The 18,108-nt window shown below is 66.0% G+C and carries 19 protein-coding genes; 10 read left to right on the forward strand and 9 right to left on the reverse strand.

Going from position 1 to position 18,108, the window contains the following annotated elements; translation table 11 throughout:
* Window positions 1-13 precede the first annotated feature (13 nt).
* Genes EPO50_RS30140 through rph form a run of 4 tightly spaced genes read right to left on the reverse strand, consistent with a single transcriptional unit; the run spans window position 14 to window position 3,364 of the window.
* A complete protein-coding gene (locus EPO50_RS30140) occupies window positions 14-883 on the reverse strand; it encodes a transporter substrate-binding domain-containing protein (RefSeq protein WP_296350586.1) in 870 nt (289 codons plus the stop codon).
* The gene (hemW, locus tag EPO50_RS30145; RefSeq protein ID WP_296350587.1) at window positions 880-2,034 is read right to left on the reverse strand and encodes a radical SAM family heme chaperone HemW; all 1,155 of its coding nucleotides are present in this window, start codon (window positions 2,032-2,034) and stop codon (window positions 880-882) included. The genes EPO50_RS30140 and hemW overlap by 4 nt, the downstream gene beginning before the upstream one ends.
* Window positions 2,031-2,645, reverse strand: a complete 615-nt coding sequence (gene rdgB, locus EPO50_RS30150; protein ID WP_296350589.1) for an RdgB/HAM1 family non-canonical purine NTP pyrophosphatase — start codon at window positions 2,643-2,645, stop codon at window positions 2,031-2,033. The genes hemW and rdgB overlap by 4 nt, the downstream gene beginning before the upstream one ends.
* Window positions 2,645-3,364: a ribonuclease PH gene (gene rph, locus EPO50_RS30155; RefSeq protein WP_296350591.1), complete on the reverse strand. Its 720-nt coding sequence runs from the start codon at window positions 3,362-3,364 to the stop codon at window positions 2,645-2,647. Before rph ends, rdgB begins: the two co-directional genes overlap by 1 nt.
* A gap of 85 nt (window positions 3,365-3,449) precedes the next feature.
* Between rph and hrcA the strand changes: the two genes are divergently transcribed.
* Entirely contained in the window at window positions 3,450-4,559 is a 1,110-nt protein-coding gene (gene hrcA, locus EPO50_RS30160; protein WP_296350593.1) for a heat-inducible transcriptional repressor HrcA, read from the forward strand.
* Here the strand turns inward: hrcA and EPO50_RS30165 are convergent, their stop codons facing one another.
* The gene (locus EPO50_RS30165; RefSeq protein ID WP_296350594.1) at window positions 4,560-5,171 is read right to left on the reverse strand and encodes a L,D-transpeptidase family protein; all 612 of its coding nucleotides are present in this window, start codon (window positions 5,169-5,171) and stop codon (window positions 4,560-4,562) included.
* A 52-nt stretch (window positions 5,172-5,223) separates the two neighbouring features.
* On the opposite strand from EPO50_RS30165, the gene EPO50_RS30170 reads away from it, so the two are divergent.
* A complete protein-coding gene (locus EPO50_RS30170; RefSeq protein ID WP_296350596.1) occupies window positions 5,224-5,925 on the forward strand; it encodes a fumarylacetoacetate hydrolase family protein in 702 nt (233 codons plus the stop codon).
* A 3-nt stretch (window positions 5,926-5,928) separates the two neighbouring features.
* On the opposite strand, the gene EPO50_RS30175 is transcribed toward EPO50_RS30170, so the two are convergent.
* The gene (locus EPO50_RS30175; RefSeq protein ID WP_296350598.1) at window positions 5,929-6,882 is read right to left on the reverse strand and encodes a neutral zinc metallopeptidase; all 954 of its coding nucleotides are present in this window, start codon (window positions 6,880-6,882) and stop codon (window positions 5,929-5,931) included.
* A gap of 65 nt (window positions 6,883-6,947) precedes the next feature.
* Here EPO50_RS30175 and EPO50_RS30180 point away from each other — a divergent pair, with 65 nt between their 5' ends.
* Window positions 6,948-7,769, forward strand: coding sequence for an exodeoxyribonuclease III (locus EPO50_RS30180; RefSeq protein WP_296350600.1), 822 nt, complete (start codon window positions 6,948-6,950; stop codon window positions 7,767-7,769).
* A 23-nt stretch (window positions 7,770-7,792) separates the two neighbouring features.
* Window positions 7,793-8,035: a GlsB/YeaQ/YmgE family stress response membrane protein gene (locus EPO50_RS30185; RefSeq protein ID WP_296350602.1), complete on the forward strand. Its 243-nt coding sequence runs from the start codon at window positions 7,793-7,795 to the stop codon at window positions 8,033-8,035.
* A gap of 13 nt (window positions 8,036-8,048) precedes the next feature.
* On the opposite strand, the gene EPO50_RS30190 is transcribed toward EPO50_RS30185, so the two are convergent.
* Genes EPO50_RS30190 through EPO50_RS30200 form a run of 3 tightly spaced genes read right to left on the reverse strand, consistent with a single transcriptional unit; the run spans window position 8,049 to window position 11,861 of the window.
* Window positions 8,049-8,537 (reverse strand): class I SAM-dependent methyltransferase, encoded by a 489-nt coding sequence (locus EPO50_RS30190; RefSeq protein ID WP_296350604.1) that lies wholly within the window; start codon window positions 8,535-8,537, stop codon window positions 8,049-8,051.
* A gap of 9 nt (window positions 8,538-8,546) precedes the next feature.
* Window positions 8,547-8,996 carry a cyclic nucleotide-binding domain-containing protein gene (locus EPO50_RS30195; protein WP_296350606.1) on the reverse strand — a complete coding sequence of 150 codons (450 nt, stop codon included), beginning with the start codon at window positions 8,994-8,996 and terminating at the stop codon, window positions 8,547-8,549.
* Window positions 8,997-9,014: 18 nt separating this feature from the next.
* Window positions 9,015-11,861: an ABC transporter ATP-binding protein gene (locus EPO50_RS30200; RefSeq protein ID WP_296350607.1), complete on the reverse strand. Its 2,847-nt coding sequence runs from the start codon at window positions 11,859-11,861 to the stop codon at window positions 9,015-9,017.
* 60 nt (window positions 11,862-11,921) lie between these two features.
* On the opposite strand from EPO50_RS30200, the gene EPO50_RS30205 reads away from it, so the two are divergent.
* Genes EPO50_RS30205 through EPO50_RS30230 form a run of 6 tightly spaced genes read left to right on the forward strand, consistent with a single transcriptional unit; the run spans window position 11,922 to window position 18,106 of the window.
* Window positions 11,922-13,202, forward strand: a complete 1,281-nt coding sequence (locus EPO50_RS30205; RefSeq protein WP_296350608.1) for a glycosyltransferase — start codon at window positions 11,922-11,924, stop codon at window positions 13,200-13,202.
* A 31-nt stretch (window positions 13,203-13,233) separates the two neighbouring features.
* Window positions 13,234-14,514 (forward strand): glycosyltransferase family 4 protein, encoded by a 1,281-nt coding sequence (locus EPO50_RS30210; RefSeq protein ID WP_296350610.1) that lies wholly within the window; start codon window positions 13,234-13,236, stop codon window positions 14,512-14,514.
* A 4-nt stretch (window positions 14,515-14,518) separates the two neighbouring features.
* Window positions 14,519-15,622 (forward strand): glycosyltransferase family 4 protein, encoded by a 1,104-nt coding sequence (locus EPO50_RS30215; protein WP_296350615.1) that lies wholly within the window; start codon window positions 14,519-14,521, stop codon window positions 15,620-15,622.
* A complete protein-coding gene (locus tag EPO50_RS30220; RefSeq protein ID WP_296350617.1) occupies window positions 15,619-16,212 on the forward strand; it encodes a histidine phosphatase family protein in 594 nt (197 codons plus the stop codon). The genes EPO50_RS30215 and EPO50_RS30220 overlap by 4 nt, the downstream gene beginning before the upstream one ends.
* The gene (locus EPO50_RS30225; RefSeq protein ID WP_296350619.1) at window positions 16,209-17,357 is read left to right on the forward strand and encodes a glycosyltransferase; all 1,149 of its coding nucleotides are present in this window, start codon (window positions 16,209-16,211) and stop codon (window positions 17,355-17,357) included. The genes EPO50_RS30220 and EPO50_RS30225 overlap by 4 nt, the downstream gene beginning before the upstream one ends.
* Entirely contained in the window at window positions 17,354-18,106 is a 753-nt protein-coding gene (locus EPO50_RS30230; protein WP_296350621.1) for a polysaccharide deacetylase family protein, read from the forward strand. Before EPO50_RS30225 ends, EPO50_RS30230 begins: the two co-directional genes overlap by 4 nt.
* Window positions 18,107-18,108 lie beyond the last annotated feature (2 nt).

The raw sequence follows: 18,108 nt of genomic DNA on the forward strand, positions 1-18,108 counted from the left end.
GGCTGTTCCGGCGTCAATTCAGTGGGAACGGGAAGTACTTCTCGTTGATCTTCTTGTAGGTGCCGTCGCTGATCATGTCGGCGAAGGCCTTGTTGAGGGCGTCGCGCAGCTTGGCATCCTCCTTGCGCAGGCCGGCGGCGACGCCGATGCCCAAGGTCTGCGTGTCCTTGATGTCCTGTCCGACCAGCTCGCAGCATTTGCCTTCCGGCTTCTGGCTCCACAGCCAGAGCTGAGCCTTGTCGCCGAACACCGCATCGATCTCGTCGGCGGCGAGCGCCTTCAACGCTTCCTCGACGGTGCCGTAGCGTTTGAGCTGGGCAGAGCGGCGAAAGCTCTTGTCGGCCCAGTCGGCATGCATCGAATCCTTCTGAACGCCGATGCGCTTGTTGCGCAGAAGCGATGGCGGCCCGTCGAACGGCGCACCCTTGGCGGCGATGAAGGCGCCGGGCGAGAGATAGTAGCGCCGCGAGAGGCCTAGCCGTTGGCGCCGCTCGCGCGTCACTTCCAGCGACGACATGATGACGTCGAACTTCTTTTCGAGCAGGCCGGGGATCAGCTCGTCCCACTTGAGCACGATGAACTCGCACTCCGCCTTGATGCGCTGGCAGGCTTCCTGCGCCAGCTCCATCTCGAAGCCGGCCGGCATGCCCTTGCGGTCGAGATAGTTGAAAGGCGGAAAGGCCGCCTCGGTCGCAATGGTGATCTTGAAGGCGGGCGGGGTGAAGGGCGACTTCGGTCCGGGCTTGGCCGCGGGCTGCGCCGCCGGCTTGGCCGACTGAGCAGGCTTCGCCGGCGGGCGTTGTGGCTGTTGCTGGGGTTGCTGTTGTGCCGAGGCGCTGGCGATCATTGCCAGCAGGGCAAGGAAGATCGCCAGTAGCTTCATGCGATCAGCCGCTCCAGAAGCGCATTCAACCGCTGCTGTCCGGCCGGCGTCGCGCGCAGATGCGCGGCGTCGACGTCGAGAAACCCCGCTTCGATCAGCGGCGCCAGCTTTGCCTCACCCACGGCCTCGACCGGATCGGCACCAGTGACGGCGGCAAAGGTGGCGCGGTCGATACCGTCGGCCAGCCGCAGTCCCATCATCAACGCCTCCTCCACCAGATCCCGGCCCTCGACCGACGACGTTTCCGCCGTGCCATGGCCGTCACGCTCCACGGCCTCCAGCCAGGCTTCCGGGCCGCTCGCGCGTCGGGTCGCCTTCTTGGTGGCGCCCTCGGCGAAGCGGCCATGGGCGCCTGGCCCGATGCCGACGTAATCCTGATACCGCCAATAGATCAAATTATGGCGGCAGGCAGCCCCTGGTCGGGCATGGTTGGAAATCTCGTAGGCCGGCAGCCCGGCGGCGGCGAGCCGTGCCTGGGTATGTTCGTACATCGCGGCCGCTTCGTCCTCGACGGGCAGGGTGAAGGCGCCGCGGGCATGCTGGGTGAAGAACTTCGTGCCGCGTTCGATGGTGAGCTGATAGAGCGAGAGATGCTCGCCGGCGAGGCCTAGCGCCTGATCCAGCTCGGCGGCCCATGCCTCCGGCGTCTGGCCGGGGCGGGCATAGATCAGGTCGAAGGAATGGCGTGCGAAGTGCCGGCGCGCAGTCTCGAAGGCGGCAAGCGCCTCGTCGACCGAATGCTCACGGCCGAGGAACTTCAGCGCCGCGGGATCGAGCGCCTGGATGCCGAGCGACACGCGGTTGACGCCGGCCTGGGCCAGGGCGGCGAAGCGGCTGGCCTCGACCGAGGTCGGATTGGCTTCGAGCGTGATCTCGATGTCGTCGGCAGTGTCCCAGAGCGATCGCGTGCGCGCGATCAGCGCCGCGACAGTCTCCGGCTCCATCAGCGAAGGCGTGCCGCCCCCGAAGAACATGGTCTCGACACGGCGGCCCGGCGCTTCGCGTGCCGCATGCTCCAGTTCGGTGAGCAGGGCTTGGCGCCAGCGCGCCTGCTCGACACCCTCGCGAACGTGACTGTTGAAATCGCAGTAGGGGCACTTCGATTTGCAGAAGGGCCAGTGAACATAAACGCCTAAAGGCGTCGCGCTCATCTGAAGCAGGCCTCGACCATCATCCGGAAAGCCCGTCCGCGGTGGCTGATGGCGTTCTTCTCGGCGTCGGACATCTCGGCCGTCGTGCGCGTGTCGCCCTTCGGCTGGAAACAGGGGTCGTAGCCGTGGCCGCCGGTACCGCGCGGCGGCCACACGATCGAGCCATCGAGCGTGCCGTGGAAGAGTTCGAGGTGCTCGTCGGGCCACGCCAGCACCAGCACGCAATGGAACGTCGCTGTGCGGGCGTCGTCGGTATTGGGTACACCACGCGCGGCGAACTCGTCCTGGATGCGGCGCATGCCCACCATCGCATCGCGTGTCGGGCCTTCCCAATCGGCGGTGTAGAGGCCGGGCTGATTGTCGAGCGCGTGCACGCTGAGCCCGGAATCGTCAGCCAGGACCGGTTGGCCGCTGGCGCGCGTCGCGGCCAGTGCCTTGATCGTGGCATTCTCCTCGAAGGTGCTGCCGGTCTCGTCGGGTGCCGCCAGGCCGAGATCGCCCGCCGAGACGATCTCGACGCCGAAGGGCGATAGCATGGTGCGGATCTCGCCCGCCTTGCCGCGGTTGTGAGTCGCCACGACCAGTTTCGGCAGGACGAAGCGGCGCGCCATCAGGCTTTGCCGACCGCCGTGCGCTGCAGCAGCGTGAGCTCGCCGATGCCCTTCTTGGCGAGGTTCAGCAGCTCCATGAACTGCGCTTCGGTGAACGGGTCCTGCTCGGCCGTGCCCTGCACTTCGACGATGCCGCCATTGCCGGTCAGCACGAAATTGGCGTCGGCCTCGGCCTTGGAATCCTCAGGGTAATCGAGGTCGAGCACGGCCTTGCCTTCCCAGAGGCCGCAGGAAACGGCGGCGACCTGGCCGGTGATCGGATTGACCGCCAGCTTGCCTTCCTTGATCAGGCGCTCGAAGGCGAAGTGCAGCGCCACCCAGGAACCGGTGATGCTGGCGGTACGGGTGCCGCCATCGGCCTGCAGCACGTCGCAGTCGATGTTGATCTGGCGTTCGCCCATCGCCTGCATGTTGACCACGGCGCGCAGCGAGCGGCCGATCAAACGCTGGATTTCCTGGGTGCGGCCCGATTGCTTGCCGCGCGCGGCTTCACGGTCCGTGCGCGTGTGGGTGGAGCGCGGCAGCATGCCGTATTCGGCGGTCACCCAACCCTTGCCGGTATTGCGCATCCACGGCGGCACTTTTTCGTCGATCGAAGCCGTGCAGAGCACATGGGTATCGCCGAACTTCACCAGGCACGAGCCTTCGGCATGGCGCGAGAACCCTGGTTCCAGCGAAACCGGGCGAAGCTGGTCGGGGGCGCGGCCGGAAGGGCGCATAAAAGGTCTCCTGACGGGGTGAAGCCGGTGGGTGTAACGCCGGCCTTCATTGACCGCAATGCCTGCACTACCTACATTTTTTGCCATGGCGATCCACCGTATCGGTATTCAAGGAGGCGGCCTCGCCGAGACACCGGCGGGGCCACGGCAGGCGGCTTCGGTCGCGGAGCTGAATGATCGGGCGCGCGAGGTCTTGCGCCACGTCGTGGAGAGCTATGTCGAGACCGGCGAGCCGGTTGGCTCCCGGGCGCTGACGCGCAAGCTTAGCGAGACGCTCTCGCCTGCCACCATCCGCAACATCATGGCTGACCTGCAGGATGCCGGCTTGCTCTATGCGCCGCATACCTCGGCCGGCCGCCTGCCGACCGACGCGGGCCTCAAGCTGTTCGTCAACGGCCTGCTCGAAATCGGCAATATCTCCGAGGAAGAGCGCGAATCGATCGAGGCGCGCTGCGCCACGGTCGGCCGCAGCGTCACCGAGGCGCTGGAACAGGCGACCACGATGCTGTCGGGCCTGTCGCGCTGCGCCGGGCTGGTGATGGCGCCCAAGACCGAGCATCCGCTGAAGCATATCGAATTCGTCAATCTCGGCCCCGGCCGGGCGCTGGTCGTCACGGTCACGCAGTCGGGCCATGTCGAGAACCGCGTGATCGACACGCCGATCGGCATGCCGCCGTCCGCGCTCACCGAGGCCAGCAACTATCTGAACGCGCGACTGAGTGGCCGGACCTTCGACGAAGCACGCCGGCTGATCCTCGAAGACCTGAAGCTGAAGCGCGCCGAGCTGAACGATCTGACGGCGCGTGTGATCGAGTCGGGGCTGGCCACCTGGGCCGGCGAGCCCGGCGGTGGCGGCGCGCTGATCGTGCGCGGCCAGGCGCGGCTTCTCGAAGACATCACCGCGATCGAGGATCTTGAACGCGTACGGCTCCTGTTCGATGCGCTGGAGCGCGGCGAGAGCTTCGTTCGCCTGCTCGAACTCGCCAACGTGGCGTCGGGTGTTCAGATCTTCATCGGTGCCGACAATCCGCTGTTCGCCAACACCGGCTGCTCGATGGTTGTGGCGCCGTTCCGCGATTCGCAGGAGCGCATCCTCGGCGCCATTGGCGTCATCGGTCCGACGCGACTCAACTACGCGCGCATCATCCCGCTGGTCGACTACACCGCCCGTGCCATCGGCCGCGTGGTGGGCTGACTACCAGTCCCTTTCGTCGAAGTCCTTGAGGAGCTTCATTTCGTCCTCGGCAGCCGAGGCGGGCCGAGCCTCTTCGTCTGCCGGGTGTGCCAGCATACGTAGACGCGTGTCGCGGGTGAGCAGCGGCAGCAGTTCCAGAAGATCGTCGCGGGCGAAGGCGACGCAGCCCTGGGTCGGGCTGTAATCCTCGCGCGCGATATGGAGGAAGATGGCGCTGCCCCATTCGCCCTCGGGCGGATCGTCGTTGTAGCCCACGACGACAACGAGGTCGTAGAGCCCGTCCTCGCGCCACATCTTCTCGTGGCTCCACTCGTTGGGGATGTGGACCAGCCGATTGTAGGTGGGCGCACGCGGGTCGTCGCACCAGCCGTCATGTTCGTTGATCGGTCGCGCCGGCAACTGGGTCTTCGGTAGAACCAGCCGATCGTTGCGGAAATAGACTCGGCGCAGCGGAAATTCGCCGACGGGCGTGGCGGCGTCGCCCTCGACCTTGTCCTCGCGTATGCCACCTGCACCCAGCGTGCAGCGCCAGCGACGTTCCCCCAGGCGGGCACTTGCAAGCGAGGTTTCGGCCGAATCGGCCTGCACGATCAGGACATTTTCGTCGGTCATTGTCTGCTACTCCGATGCCCTTCATAAAGGCACGCTCTTGAGGGAGAAAGCGATGGCTTATGTCGTGACGCCGCCGGCCACGGTCGGTGTGCCGGTCAACGGAACCAGCGATCTGTTTCCAGTGCGCCGTATCTTCTGCGTCGGCCGCAACTATGCCGCCCATGCCCGCGAAATGGGCCATGATCCCGACCGCGAGCCGCCCTTCTTCTTCACCAAGCCGGCCGATGCCATCGTCATCTGCGCCGACCCGAAGAACCCGACCAAGGTCGCCTATCCGCCGGCCACCAAGAACCTGCACCACGAGATGGAGCTGGTAGTGGCGATGAAGTCCGGCGGCTCGGACATCCCCGTCGACAAGGCGCTCGAGCATGTGTTCGGCTACGGCGTCGGCCTCGACATGACGCGTCGCGACTTGCAGAACCAAGCCAAGGACATGGGCCGCCCGTGGGACATGGGCAAGGGCTTCGACCAGTCCGCACCGATCGGCGAGATCTTCCCCGCCGCCAAGATCGGCCATCCGTCGAAAGGCACCATCCAGCTCGACGTCAACGGCAAGACACGCCAGAAGTCGGACCTCAACGCGCTGATCTGGAGCGTGCCGGAGACGATTTCCTATCTTTCGGGCCTGGTGACGCTGGCCGCCGGCGACCTGATCTACACCGGCACGCCCGATGGCGTGGCTGCCGTCGTCAAAGGCGACACGCTCTCGGGCTTCGTCGACGGCTGCGGGACCGTGACCTGCACGCTCGTGTAGCGACTATAGTTGTTGGGCCCTGAAGGTATCGCACTTCTTGGGATCGCCGCTTTCGAGACCGATGCGGAACCAGCGGGCGCGTTGCGCGCTGGTGCCGTGGGTAAAGCTGTCGGGCACGACGCGACCCTGCGCCTGACGCTGCAGCGCGTCGTCGCCGATCGCCGCCGCGGCAGCCAGTGCCTGGTCCACGTCCTTGTCGTCGATCATCCTGCCGCCGCGCTGCTTGTCGGCGCGGTTGGCCCAGACGCCGGCGAAACAATCCGCCTGTAACTCAGTACGCACGGAAAGCGCGTTGCCGTCGCGCCGGCTCATGCTCTGGCGCATCTGCTGCACCTTGTCAGAGATGCCGAGCAGCTTCTGCACATGATGGCCGATCTCGTGGGCGATCACATAGGCCTGCGGGAACTGACCGGGCGCACGGAAGCGGCGGGCCAGCTCGTCGAAGAAGCCGAGGTCGAGATAGACGCGCTGATCGGCCGGACAATAGAACGGACCCATCGCTGCCTGGCCGACACCGCACTCGGTGCGCGTGGCGTCGCGGAACAGCACCAGCTTGGGCTCGCGATACTGCCCACCCAGTTCGCGGAACACTTCGCCCCACACGTCCTCGGTGCTTTTGAGCACGCGCGAAACGAACTGCGAGTCGGCATCGCTCAGCGTGGTCGAACCAGAAGTCCCGCTTTGCGACGGAGCCGACCGTGGCGGCGGAGAAGGCGCGGGGCTGTAGCTCGCGCCGCCGCCACCGCCTGCAATGTCGCTCAGAATCGCGCCCGGGTCGGCGCCCATGATCATGGCGATGACGACGAAAGCCACCAGCCCGAAGCCGCCCTTGAACAGGCCGCCGCCTCCGCCGCCCATCGGGATGGGGAAACCACCGCCCATGCCACCGCCGCCGCTCGTGCTGTCGTCGCTGCGACGATCCTCGATGTTGCTGCTCTGGTCGCCATCCATCTGCATGGCCGGTCTCCCTCACCGAGATCGTAGCGTCGAGATCATCTCCGGATCGTCTATAGTGCCGGGCAATGAGCCTCACCATTGCCACCTGGAACATAAATTCGGTCCGGCTGCGGATCGCCAACGTCGAACGTTACCTGAAAATGCGCAAGCCCGATGTGCTGTGCCTGCAGGAAACCAAGTGTCCGGACGAGTTCTTCCCGCACGCGGCGTTCGAGCGGATGGGCTACGTCCACCGTCTCGTGCAGGGCATGAAAGCCTACAACGGCGTGGCGATTGTCTCCAAAGTGCCTTTCACCGGCACCAATATTCACCATCGATGTGGCAAGGAAGACTGCCGGCATGTCGAGGCCGCCCTCGATATCGGCGGTGATCCGATCCTGCTCGACAACCTCTACATCCCGGCCGGCGGCGACATTCCCGACCCCGATCTCAACGTTAAGTTCGCGCACAAGCTCGATTTCTATCGCGAGATGGCCGGCTGGTACGCCGATCGCAAGCCGAAGCCACGGGCGCGCAAAGGGCTGCGCCGCATCACCGTGGGCGACCTCAATGTTGCGCCACTGGAGCACGATGTGTGGAGCCACAAGCAGCTCCTGAAGATCGTCTCGCACACGCCAGTCGAGGTCGAACTGTTCGGCCGCCTGCAGGCCTCGCTCGATTGGATCGACGTGCCGCGCCAGTTCGTGACGCCCGACAAGAAGCTCTATTCTTGGTGGAGCTACCGCAACAACGACTGGCGTGCCTCCAATCGCGGCCGCCGGCTCGACCATATCCTGGCCAGCCCGGCGCTCGCGGGCGCGATTAACAGTCACCATATCGACGTGAATCTGCGAGACTGGGACCTCGCATCGGATCATGTGCCGGTGTCGGCGACCTTCGAGGTTTGAAGCGAGATCTGAGGGGAGATCATATGTCGATCATCATTACGCTGATCATTGGTCTGGTCGTAGGCCTGCTTGCGCGCTTCCTCACGCCGGGTCCCAACCCGCACGGCATCATCGTCACGATCGTGATCGGCATCGTGGGTGCGGTGATCGCGACCTACGGCGGCCAGGCGCTGGGCCTCTATCAACCTGGACAAGCGGCCGGCTTCGTCGGCTCGGTGATCGGCGCCGTCGTGTTGTTGGTGATCCTGCGCCTCGTCCAGCGTTAACTGACGGACAGCGCTAACCGACTCGATAGAGAAAATACCGGCCCTCCGGCACGCCCGGTGGATCGGGCTGCCGCTGCCAGCGCGCGACGTCGAGCGTCTGGTTGGCGAGGATGTAACTTCCCTTGGCCGCCAGCGCGTCGAGCGCAGGACCCAGCCACTTGCCCATCGCGACGTTGGCCTGATGATCGCCGGTGCCGAGATCGGTGTGGATCAGCGCCGCTGTGGCGCCGAGGGCCGCGGCCGCGTGCGGGATCGACTCGCGCGCCTCGCCGAGAAACAGCCGGTCATCGGGTGGGATGCAGTCGGGATGAGCCGCCACCTTGCGCTCGAACACAAAAATGTCACGGCCGGGAAAGAGATCGCGCAGATGGTCGTAGGTGCGGCCATTGCCCAGCCCGATCTCGAGGATTGGCCCAGGCAACGCATCGACGGCGGATTTCAGGAAATTGAGGCAATCGCGCTGCGCCTTCATGCGCGCGATGAAACTGTCGAGACGGCTCATTCGTGATGCTCAGGCCGCCTTTGTCGCCGCGCGCAATTTTTCGTTGGTGTCTTCGAGGCGGTGCGCCAGTTCGCGCATGATCTCGACCGCCATCTGCGGGAACTCCGCGACCAGGCGGTAGAACATGTCCTTGGTGATCTTGAGCGTGCTGAGTGGCTCGCGTGCCTTGATGGTGGCGGTGCGCGGCACGTCGCACAGGATGGCGATCTCACCGAAGAAGCTGTTGCGCTGCATCTCGGCGACGGCGATCTGGCCGGTCGCCGTGTCGATCAGCACATCGGCGACGCCGCCCAGGATGACGTACATCGTGTCGCCCGGATCGCCCTGATGGCAGACTTCCTGGCCCGCGGCGAAGTTCACGCGCTCGCTGGTGAAGGCCAGCAGCTTCAGTTTCGCCTGCTCGACCTTGGAAAAGATAGGAACACCCTTCAGCAGCTCGACTTCTTCGTTGAGGTTCATCGTGTCCTCCTCGATCCGCTACGCCGACGCCAGCAGCTCGGCATAGAGCCCACCCTTTGCCGCCAGGTCCGACGGCGCCCCCTGAGCGGTAACCCGTCCGCCCTGCATGACAACGACCTGCTCGAACGGCTCGGCCTGGTTCGCCCGGTTGGCGATCCACACCACGCCACGTCCACACTCCGATGCCGTTGCCAGGATATTGTCGCGAATGCGATCCTGCGTCCGGCCATCGAACATGGCGACTGCCTCGTTCACCACCAGGAGCTGCGGCCGCTTGATCAGCGCGCGGGCAATGCCGAGCTTCTGGCGCTGCGTCGCCGGCAGGCGCTTGCCGCCGACGCCGACATTGTACTCCAGGCCGACTTCGATCACCGAATCGCGCAGGCCCAGCTCGTCCAGCACCTCGGAGATCAGCGTGCCGATACGCTCGCCAGCCTGCGCCTGGCCGTAGACCAGGCGGCCGAACAGGATGTTGTCCTGTAGGGTGGCGGCGCTGTTGTATCGGCCGAAATCATAGAACTCGACGGCATTCTTCAGGCTCTCCGGCAGGCCCTCGGCGAAGCTACGCCGCGCCTGCAGGATGCGTTCCTCCATGTCCGCGTCGATCAGGCCGAGGCGGTGACGCGCCTCGATGTAGCGGAACGGCAGGGTCATCAGGCGCGTCCGGTCGGCTTCGGGCACCGCCTCGATGCCCTTGCCACCCAATCGCTGCAGCAACAGGCGGACGTTGGGCAGCTCGTCGGCCGAAATGAAGCTATACTGCTCGAACAACGGATTGTCGGGCGACAAGCCGGAGAAGAGCTCGACCATGGTCTCGGCGATCGACAGGCCCATGCGCTGCAGGTCGAGATCGAGGCCGGTGGCCTGCAACACCGAGCGGACGTAGGGATCTGCCGCGATATTGTCGCCATCGAACTGCTTGCCGACTGCCGTGCCGAACAGCAGGTTCTCCGCGACCGACAGGTTGCGGATGTAGTCGTCCTTGTCGAAGGGCTCGACCAGGCCGGCATATGTGCCGCCCTTCAGCTGCTCACGTAGCGCGTGGCGCGCCTTCAGGATCTTTTCCGCGAGATCGGGCCGAGCGGCGGCCTCGACCGTGCCGCGCAGGCCCAGCGAATAGATATCTTCATCGAGTTCGACCTGCTTCAGCACCGTGACCACGCACGGTAGCAGGTCGGCCGGGCCGGTGGCGCCGGCCAGCTCGTAGTCGACCCAGTCGGCATTGGGATCGAGGGCGGGGTTGCCGGAACGCTCCGATTCCTTCCAGAAGGACTCGCGCTCGGCACGCGCCACGTCGTCGTAGGTGGCGGGCGCAATCGGCCGGAGCTTCAGGCCGAACAGCAAATTTTCGCGTACCGACAGCGGAAACAGGTAGGTGTCCTGGCCGATGTAGGAAACACGAGCGCCCAGCACATATTCAGGCAACTGGAAGAAATCCTTGCCGTCGATCCTGATCGAGCCGCTGGTCGGCAGGATCTGGCGCGCCAGCACCTGGCCCAGCACGTCCTTGCCTGAATTTGAGCCACCGATCACGGCGCAACGCGCCGCCGTCAGCAGGGTGAGCGACACGTTGTCGAGCTGCTTCACACGTCCGTCTTCGGTGACGACGACGCCAGCCAGCGCCAGTTCCTTGCCCAGTTCCGGGGGCGGGCCATCGGGCACCGCCTGCAGTTCCGGCGGCATCATGCCCTCGGGCTGGAACTGGTCGATCACCTGCTCGTACTTGATCTGCACGTCCTGGCGTTGCTGGTCCCAGTCGATCAGCTCCTTGATCGGCGAGGGCAGATCCTTGTAGGCGAGCAGGACGCCGACCACGGCGCCGACATCCATGTGTCCGGTGATGGCGAAATAGCCGCCCACCAGGTAGATCGCGAACGGCGTGGCCTGCGAAAGGATGTTGTTCCAGAACTTGGCGGCGAACTTCTTCTGATAGAGATCGAAGCGGATCTTGAAGATCCGGCCCAGCCGTTCGGCAATATCGGCACGCTCGTAGTTGGCGGCGCCGTGGATATGGATCTCGTTGACGCCGTCGGCTGTTTCGGCGATGCGGCCGGCGAGCTGGCGCGCCGTGATCTGCCGTTGGCGGCCCAGCACCAGGACGGGCTTCCGGAGCCGCGGGATGATCACCATCTGCGCCCCCAGCAGCACGATCACGATGATCCCGAGCGTCCAGCTCTGCAGCATGATGAAGATGATGGCCGTCAGCGCCTGGCCGCCAAGGAACATCGGCTGCACGAAGGCATCGCCGATGAAGCCGCCCAATGGCTCGACCTCGTCCTTGATCATGGTCGCGAGTTCGGCCTGCTTTACCTTGCGGAAATGGGCCGGCGGAAAGCGCAGGATTCGGTCGTAAAGCTCATAACGCAGGCGGCGCAGCATGCGCTCGCCCATGCGGCCCTTCTGGGTGTTGATCGTCTTCTTGAAGAGGCCGTTCACGATGACCGCGCCCAGGAAGACGAAGCTCATCACCACCAGGTACTGCATCTGGTCGACCTGGAAGCCGTCGAAGAAGCGGATCACCTTGCCCGGCAGGATGGCCGACAGATCGAGTTCCCAGACCAGGAACGGAATGGTCTGGCTGTTTTTGAACGCGTTGCCCTGGATACCGTTGTTGATGACGTCCTTCGGCACGGTCAGCGACAGGAAGTAGAAGACCTGGGCCAGCACCACGAGCGCCAGGATGACAACCTGCTCGGGCCGGCTGTGCCGCCAGATGTAGGAAAAAAGACTGCGTTCCATTGATTCCCGCGCCAGCGCGATCTTGCCTCCCGTATAGGCGATCAGGCCCTTGATTACATTCGGTTTTTTCGGGCAGAAAGCAGCCGGAAAGCCGGTGGGGTTCGCGGCGACCGTACCCTGTGGCATAATCTGCCCAGACTTCACCGGTCGGGGCAGGAGGCGCTTCGGCAACGGGAGACGCACTTCATGTCCGTAAGCGGCCGGTCAAAGCGTGTGCTGCTGTATAGCCACGACTCCTTCGGTCTCGGCCATGTGAGCCGCTGCCGAACCATCGCCAATGCGATCGTAGAGGCCGACCATACGGTGTCGGTCCTGATCGTCTCGGGCTCGCCGATCATCGGCTCCTACGAATTCCGCTCGGGCATCGATTTCGTGCGTATTCCCGGCGTGGTGAAGCAGATCGATACCGGCGAGTACGATTCGGCCAATTTGCGGGTGAACGTCGAGCACACGCTCGAGATGCGCACCCGCATCATCCGCGACACGGCCGATATCTACCGGCCAGATCTTTTCATCGTCGACAAGGAGCCGCTCGGCCTGCGCGGCGAGGTCGGCCCGGCGCTCCACCTGCTGAAGCAGCGTGGCACGCCGCTGGTCCTGGGCCTGCGCGACGTCATGGACGATCCCGCGCAGCTCGCCAAGGAGTGGGAGCGCAAGAACGTCGTGCCGGCGTTGCGCGACCTCTACGACGAGATCTGGGTCTACGGTCTGCCGCAGATCAACAAGCCGCTGACCGGTATCGAGGTGCCGCCGTCGGTGCGCCACAAGATGATCTACACCGGCTATCTGCGCCGCGAGCTGCCGTTGCACACCGACGTGCCGCACGAGGGCGAGGAGATCGACGGGCCGTTCATCCTGGTGACGCCGGGTGGCGGCGGCGACGGCGTCGAGCTGGTCGACTGGGTTCTGTCGGCCTACGAGACCGATTCGAACATCCCCTACGGTGCGGTGATCGTGTTCGGTCCGTTCATGTCGGGCGCGGCGCGCGAGGCCTTCAAGGAACGCGCGGCCAAGTTCCGCAACATCCGCACGCTCACCTTCACCAACAATCTCGGTGCGCTGATGCACCGCGCGGCAGGCGTCGTCGCCATGGGCGGCTACAACACCTTCTGCGAGATCCTGTCCTTCGATAAGAGGGCCATTATCGTGCCGCGTACACGGCCACGGCTGGAACAGTTCATTCGCGCCCGCGCCGCCCGCAACGTCGGTCTGCTCGAAATGCTCGATGCCGATCGCGGCCGCGATCCGCAGCACATGGCGACTGCGCTGCGTCAATTGCCGCAGCAGGGCCTGCCGAGCGAAGTCGTGGTGCCGGGCCTGCTCGACGGCCTCGGCAACGTCTGGCGCCTCGTCTCCAAGCAGCTCGCGAATCCTCATCGCGGCCCGGCCTCGCTCGACTCGCCGGAGATGCCGGCCGAGTCAGCTGCGCCGGACACGGCCTCGCTGCCGTCGCGCGCCAGGACCTGATATCCGGGCGTACATGTCTAGAAGTTCCGGTTTGAAAACAGAGGCCGCGCGTGTTGCGGTCATCCTCAAGGGCTGGCCGCGCCTGTCGGAGACCTTCATCGCCCAGGAGCTGGCGGGGCTGGAGGCGCGCGGTGTGGCGCTCGAACTCTGGTCGATGCGCCATCCGACCGACAAGGAACGCCATCCGGTGCACGACAGGGTCAAGGGCCGCGTCGTCTACCTGCCGGAGTATCTCAAGGACGATCCGCGCCGTGTCTTTGCTGGCTGGCTGAAGGCACGCCGTCTTCCGGGTTACGGCGCCGCCCGCCGGAAATTCCTCGCTGATCTGCGGCGTGACTTTACGCCCAACCGGGTTCGCCGCTGGGGTCAGGCACTGGTGCTGGCGGCCGAGCTGCCGCCCTCGATCGAGCGGCTCTACGCGCATTTCCTGCACACGCCGGCCTCGGTAACGCGTTATGCCGCCACGATGCGCGGCCTGCCGTGGAGCGTGTCGGCACATGCCAAGGACATCTGGACCAGCGAACCCTGGGAAATGAGCGAGAAGCTCGCAGACTGCGCCTGGCTGGTGACCTGCACCAACCTCGGCCTGCAGCGCCTGAAGGAACTGGCGCCGCGTCCGGAACGGCTGCGCCTCGTCTATCACGGGCTCGACTTCGCGCATTTGCCGCCGCCACCGCCGGCAAGACCGCGCCGCGACGGCACTAATCCGGGCGATCCCGTCGTCCTGCTTTCGGTTGGCCGCAAGGTCGAGAAGAAAGGCTACGGCGATCTCCTCGATGCGCTCGCCCGCCTGCCGCGCAGCTTGCAGTGGCGCTTCGAGCATATCGGCGCGGGCGGCCTCTCCGACCCTCTGAAAGCGCAGGCGTTGTCGTTGGGCATTGCCGATCGCTGCACCTGGCGCGGCGCCCAACCGCAGAAAGAAGTGTTTGCCGCCTTGGCGCGCGCCGATCTCTTCGTGCTGGCGGCCAAGAAGGCGGCCGACGGCGACCAGGACGGCCTTCCCAATGTGCTGATGGAAGCGGCCTATCAGGGCCTGCCGCTGGTCTCGACTTCGGCCGCGGCCATTGGCGAGTTCATCGAAGACGGCGAGAACGGATTGCTCGTTCCGCCGGGAGCGCCGGATGCGCTGAGTGCTGCGCTGGCGCGCATGATCGGCGATCCCGATCTGCGCCAGCATCTGGCCGAGCGCGCGGGCGAGGTGGTGCGCACACGTTTTTCCTTCGAGGCCGGGGTCGACTGGATCGCCTCGTCGCTCGGTGAGCTGCGTCCGTCTTCGCAAACCACCACTGCCGCCGCGCGCGTCGCGGCGTAACGCCATGCGCGTGCTGCTGCATACGCCGTTGAAGGCGCCCGACAGTCCCGTACCGTCCGGCGATCGTGAAATGGCGCGCGGCCTCTTGCGTTTGTTGCGACGCCTCGGCCATCAGGTGCTCATGCCGGCTATGAGCCGCGTCGCGCCGGGCGTGCCGGCGGCCGATGCTCACATTGCCCTGGAACGCCGCGCGCGGGCACAGGCCGCCCGGCTGATCGCGCAATGGAAGGCGCTGCCGGCGCATCATCCGGAGCGCTTCGATCTCTGGTTCACCTATCATTGCTACTACCGCAAGCCCGACTGGCTGGGGCCTGTAGTCACCAAAGCGCTGGGCCTTCCCTATGTGATCGCCGAGGCCAGCCACGCGCCGCGCCGCGCCCAGGGACCGACCCGGCTGGGCCATCGCGCCGTCGAACGGGCGCTGGCCGCCGCCGACCTCGTGCTGACCCTGATTCCGCGCGACGTCGCCGGCGTGAAGGCACGGCTGCGGCCCGGCGCGCGTCAGGCCTGGTTGCCGCCGTTCATCGATACGGCACCGTTTCGTATTCCCTCACGGCGCGACCCTGGCCAGCCGCCGCTGCTCCTGAGTGTCGGCATGATGCGCTCGCGCGACAAGGCGGAGTCCTATCGTGTGCTGGCGCGGGCGCTCGCTCAGTTGAAGGATCGCCCCTGGCGGGCGCTGCTGGTTGGCGACGGACCGGCGCGGCCCGAGATCGAGACGCTGATGGCGCCGCTGGGCGATCGCGTCGAGTTCGCGGGCGCGCGGCCGCATGCCGACCTGCCGGCGCTCTACGCGTCGGCGGACCTTTACCTTTGGCCGGCGATCAACGAAGCCTATGGCATGGCCTTTCTCGAAGCTCAGGCGGCCGGACTACCTGTCGTCGCCGGCCGCACCGGTGGCGTGCCGGCCGTCGTGGCCGATGGTGTCACCGGCCTGCTGACGCCGATCGGCGACGCCGATGCCTTTGCCGCGGCTGTGGCGCATCTGCTCGACGCGCCGCAGGAACGCGCGCGCCTCGGTGTGGCTGCGGCGGCGAGGGTTGCGTCCCATCATGACGAGCGGGCCGCGGCGCGCGCCCTGGCCATGGCGTTCAGGACGTTGCGATGACGGACATTCCCTTCGCCATCCTGCGCCACGCGCCGACCGACTGGAACGCGTTGGGCCGTCTGCAGGGCCTGACCGATACCAACCTCAGCCGTGACGGCGAGGAGATGGCGCGTTCCTGGCGTTTGGCGTCTCCGGCGGATGGCTGGAAGCGGATTTGCAGTCCGCTGCAGCGTGCGCGCCGAACCGCCGAGCTGTTGCAGCCGGCGATGCCAGTCGGCATCGACTCGGCCTTGCGCGAAATGAGTTTCGGCGTCTGGGAAGGTCGCACCTTACCCGAACTTCGCGCCGAGGGCGGTGAGAGCTTTGCTGCAGCCGAAGCAGCCGGCCTCGATTTTCAGCCGCCGGGCGGGGAGTCACCGCGCACCACCATGGTGCGTCTCGCCGGCTGGGCTTCGACCTTGCGCGAACCTGTCGTCGCCGTGTCACACAAGGCCGCGATCCGTGCGTTGCTGGCACTGGCGACCGGCTGGGACATGTTGGGCCGGCCGCCGCACAAGCTCGACTGGCGCTCGCTGCATTTCTTCGTCGTGTCGGGGGACGGCAAGGTCGCGATCGATCGCCTCAACGTGCCGTTCGAGAAAGCAGCATGACGGCGCGTGTCTTCTTCTATGTGCAGCATCTGCTGGGCATCGGCCATCTGCGCCGGGCCGCCACCCTGGCGCGCGCGATGGTGGCGGGCGGTTTCGACGTGTTGCTGGTCTCGGGCGGTGCGCCGGTCGAGGGGCTTGACCTTGGTGGTGCGCGTTTTCATCAACTTCCACCACTGCGGGCAGCTAATGCGCGGCTGAAGGAGCTGGCGCAGCTAGATGGCACACCGATCGACGAGGCGTTTCGAGCTGTGCGTACCCGCCAGCTACTCGACGTCTTCGATACCGAGCAACCCGATGTGCTTCTGACCGAGCAGTTTCCCTTTGGTCGCACGCAGCTCCGCTTCGAGCTGCTGCCGCTTCTCGACGCGGCCCAGGATCGTGCCTCGGCGCCGTGGATCGTCTCTTCCGTGCGCGATGTGCTGCGGCGCTCGGCCTCTCCGGCGCGGGTCGACGAGATGGTCGCGACCTTCGAGGCTTTCGATGCGGTGCTGATCCACGCCGATCCTGCTTTGGTGCGTCTCGACGAGAGCTTCCCGGCGTGGCCCGATATCCAGGATCGCGCGCTCTACACCGGCTACGTCGCAGAGTTCGATCCGGCGCGCGCGCCACAAGGTTCGGTTGGCAAGGGTGAAGTGATCGTCTCGGCCGGCGGCGGCGCCGTCGGTATGCCGCTGCTTCAGGCCGCCATCGCCGCGCGCCCGATGACCGGCCTGGCTGACCGCAGGTGGCGTTTGCTGGTGGGGCCGAACGTGCCCGCAGCGGACGAGGCTGCCCTTCGCGCGGCGGCCAACGACGGCATCGTCGTCGAACCGGCGCGCGCCGACTTCCCGAGTTTGTTGCACAACGCCGCGCTCTCGATCTCGCAGGCCGGCTACAACACCGTGGTTGAGACGCTCTGCCATGCCGACCGCGCCGTGCTGGTGCCCTTCGGCACGGCGCGCGAGACCGAGCAGGCCGACCGTGCGCGCGTGCTGGTCGAGCGTGGCATGGTGGCGTCCGTGCCGCCGGATACGCTCACGCCCGAGAGCCTGGCCGCCGCCATCACCCGCGCCTGGTCCGGCCCCTCGATCCGCAGCTTTCCGGCCGTCGATGCAAACGGCGGCCCGGCGACCGTCGCGGCCTTGAAGCAGATGTTGTCACCATGACTTCCTGGCAGGTTCTTCTCGATGAGGCGGCGCGGTGGCGGGACGCGGGGCGTACGGCCGATCTTTGGTGGCGCGACGACGACGCGGTCGATGTCGGTCCCGCTCTCGATCGCCTGCTCGACCTTCATCGCGAGACGGCCGCCCCGCTGGCGCTGGCGGTCGTGCCGGCGCAGGCCACGACGGCGCTGGCGCAACGGCTTGGTGCCGAACCGGGCGTCGATGTGTTGCAGCATGGCTATGCTCACACCAATCACGCCACGCCGCCGGACAAGAAGATCGAGCTTGGTTTGCAGCGCCCCGCGATGATCGTGCTGGGCGATCTCGGCACCGGCTGGCTGGCACTGGAGCGGCTGTTCGCGGCACAGGCGTTGCCCGTCATGGTGCCGCCGTGGAATCGCATCGCCGAAATTCTGGTGCCGACCCTGCCAGAGATCGGCTATCGCGGTCTCTCGACGTTCGGGCCGCGCAAGCGGGCCGAGCCGGTACGTGGATTTCGTCAGGTCAACACCCATGTCGATCTGATCGACTGGAAGGCCGGCGGCGGCTTCGTCGGCGAGGAAGCTGCCCTCACCGCCCTGGTGGAAGCGCTCGCCCGCTCGCGTAGCCGCGATGGCGAGCCGATAGGACTGCTCAGTCATCATCTTGCGATGGACGGCGGGGCTTGGGATTTCCTAAGGTCGGTTTTGGAAGCAACAAAAACGACGCAGGGGCTCAGCGTTCGCACGGCGCGCGAGCTTTTCATGTCGTGAGC

It is taken from the genome of Reyranella sp. (assembly GCF_004297405.1).
Taxonomy (GTDB): domain Bacteria; phylum Pseudomonadota; class Alphaproteobacteria; order Reyranellales; family Reyranellaceae; genus Reyranella.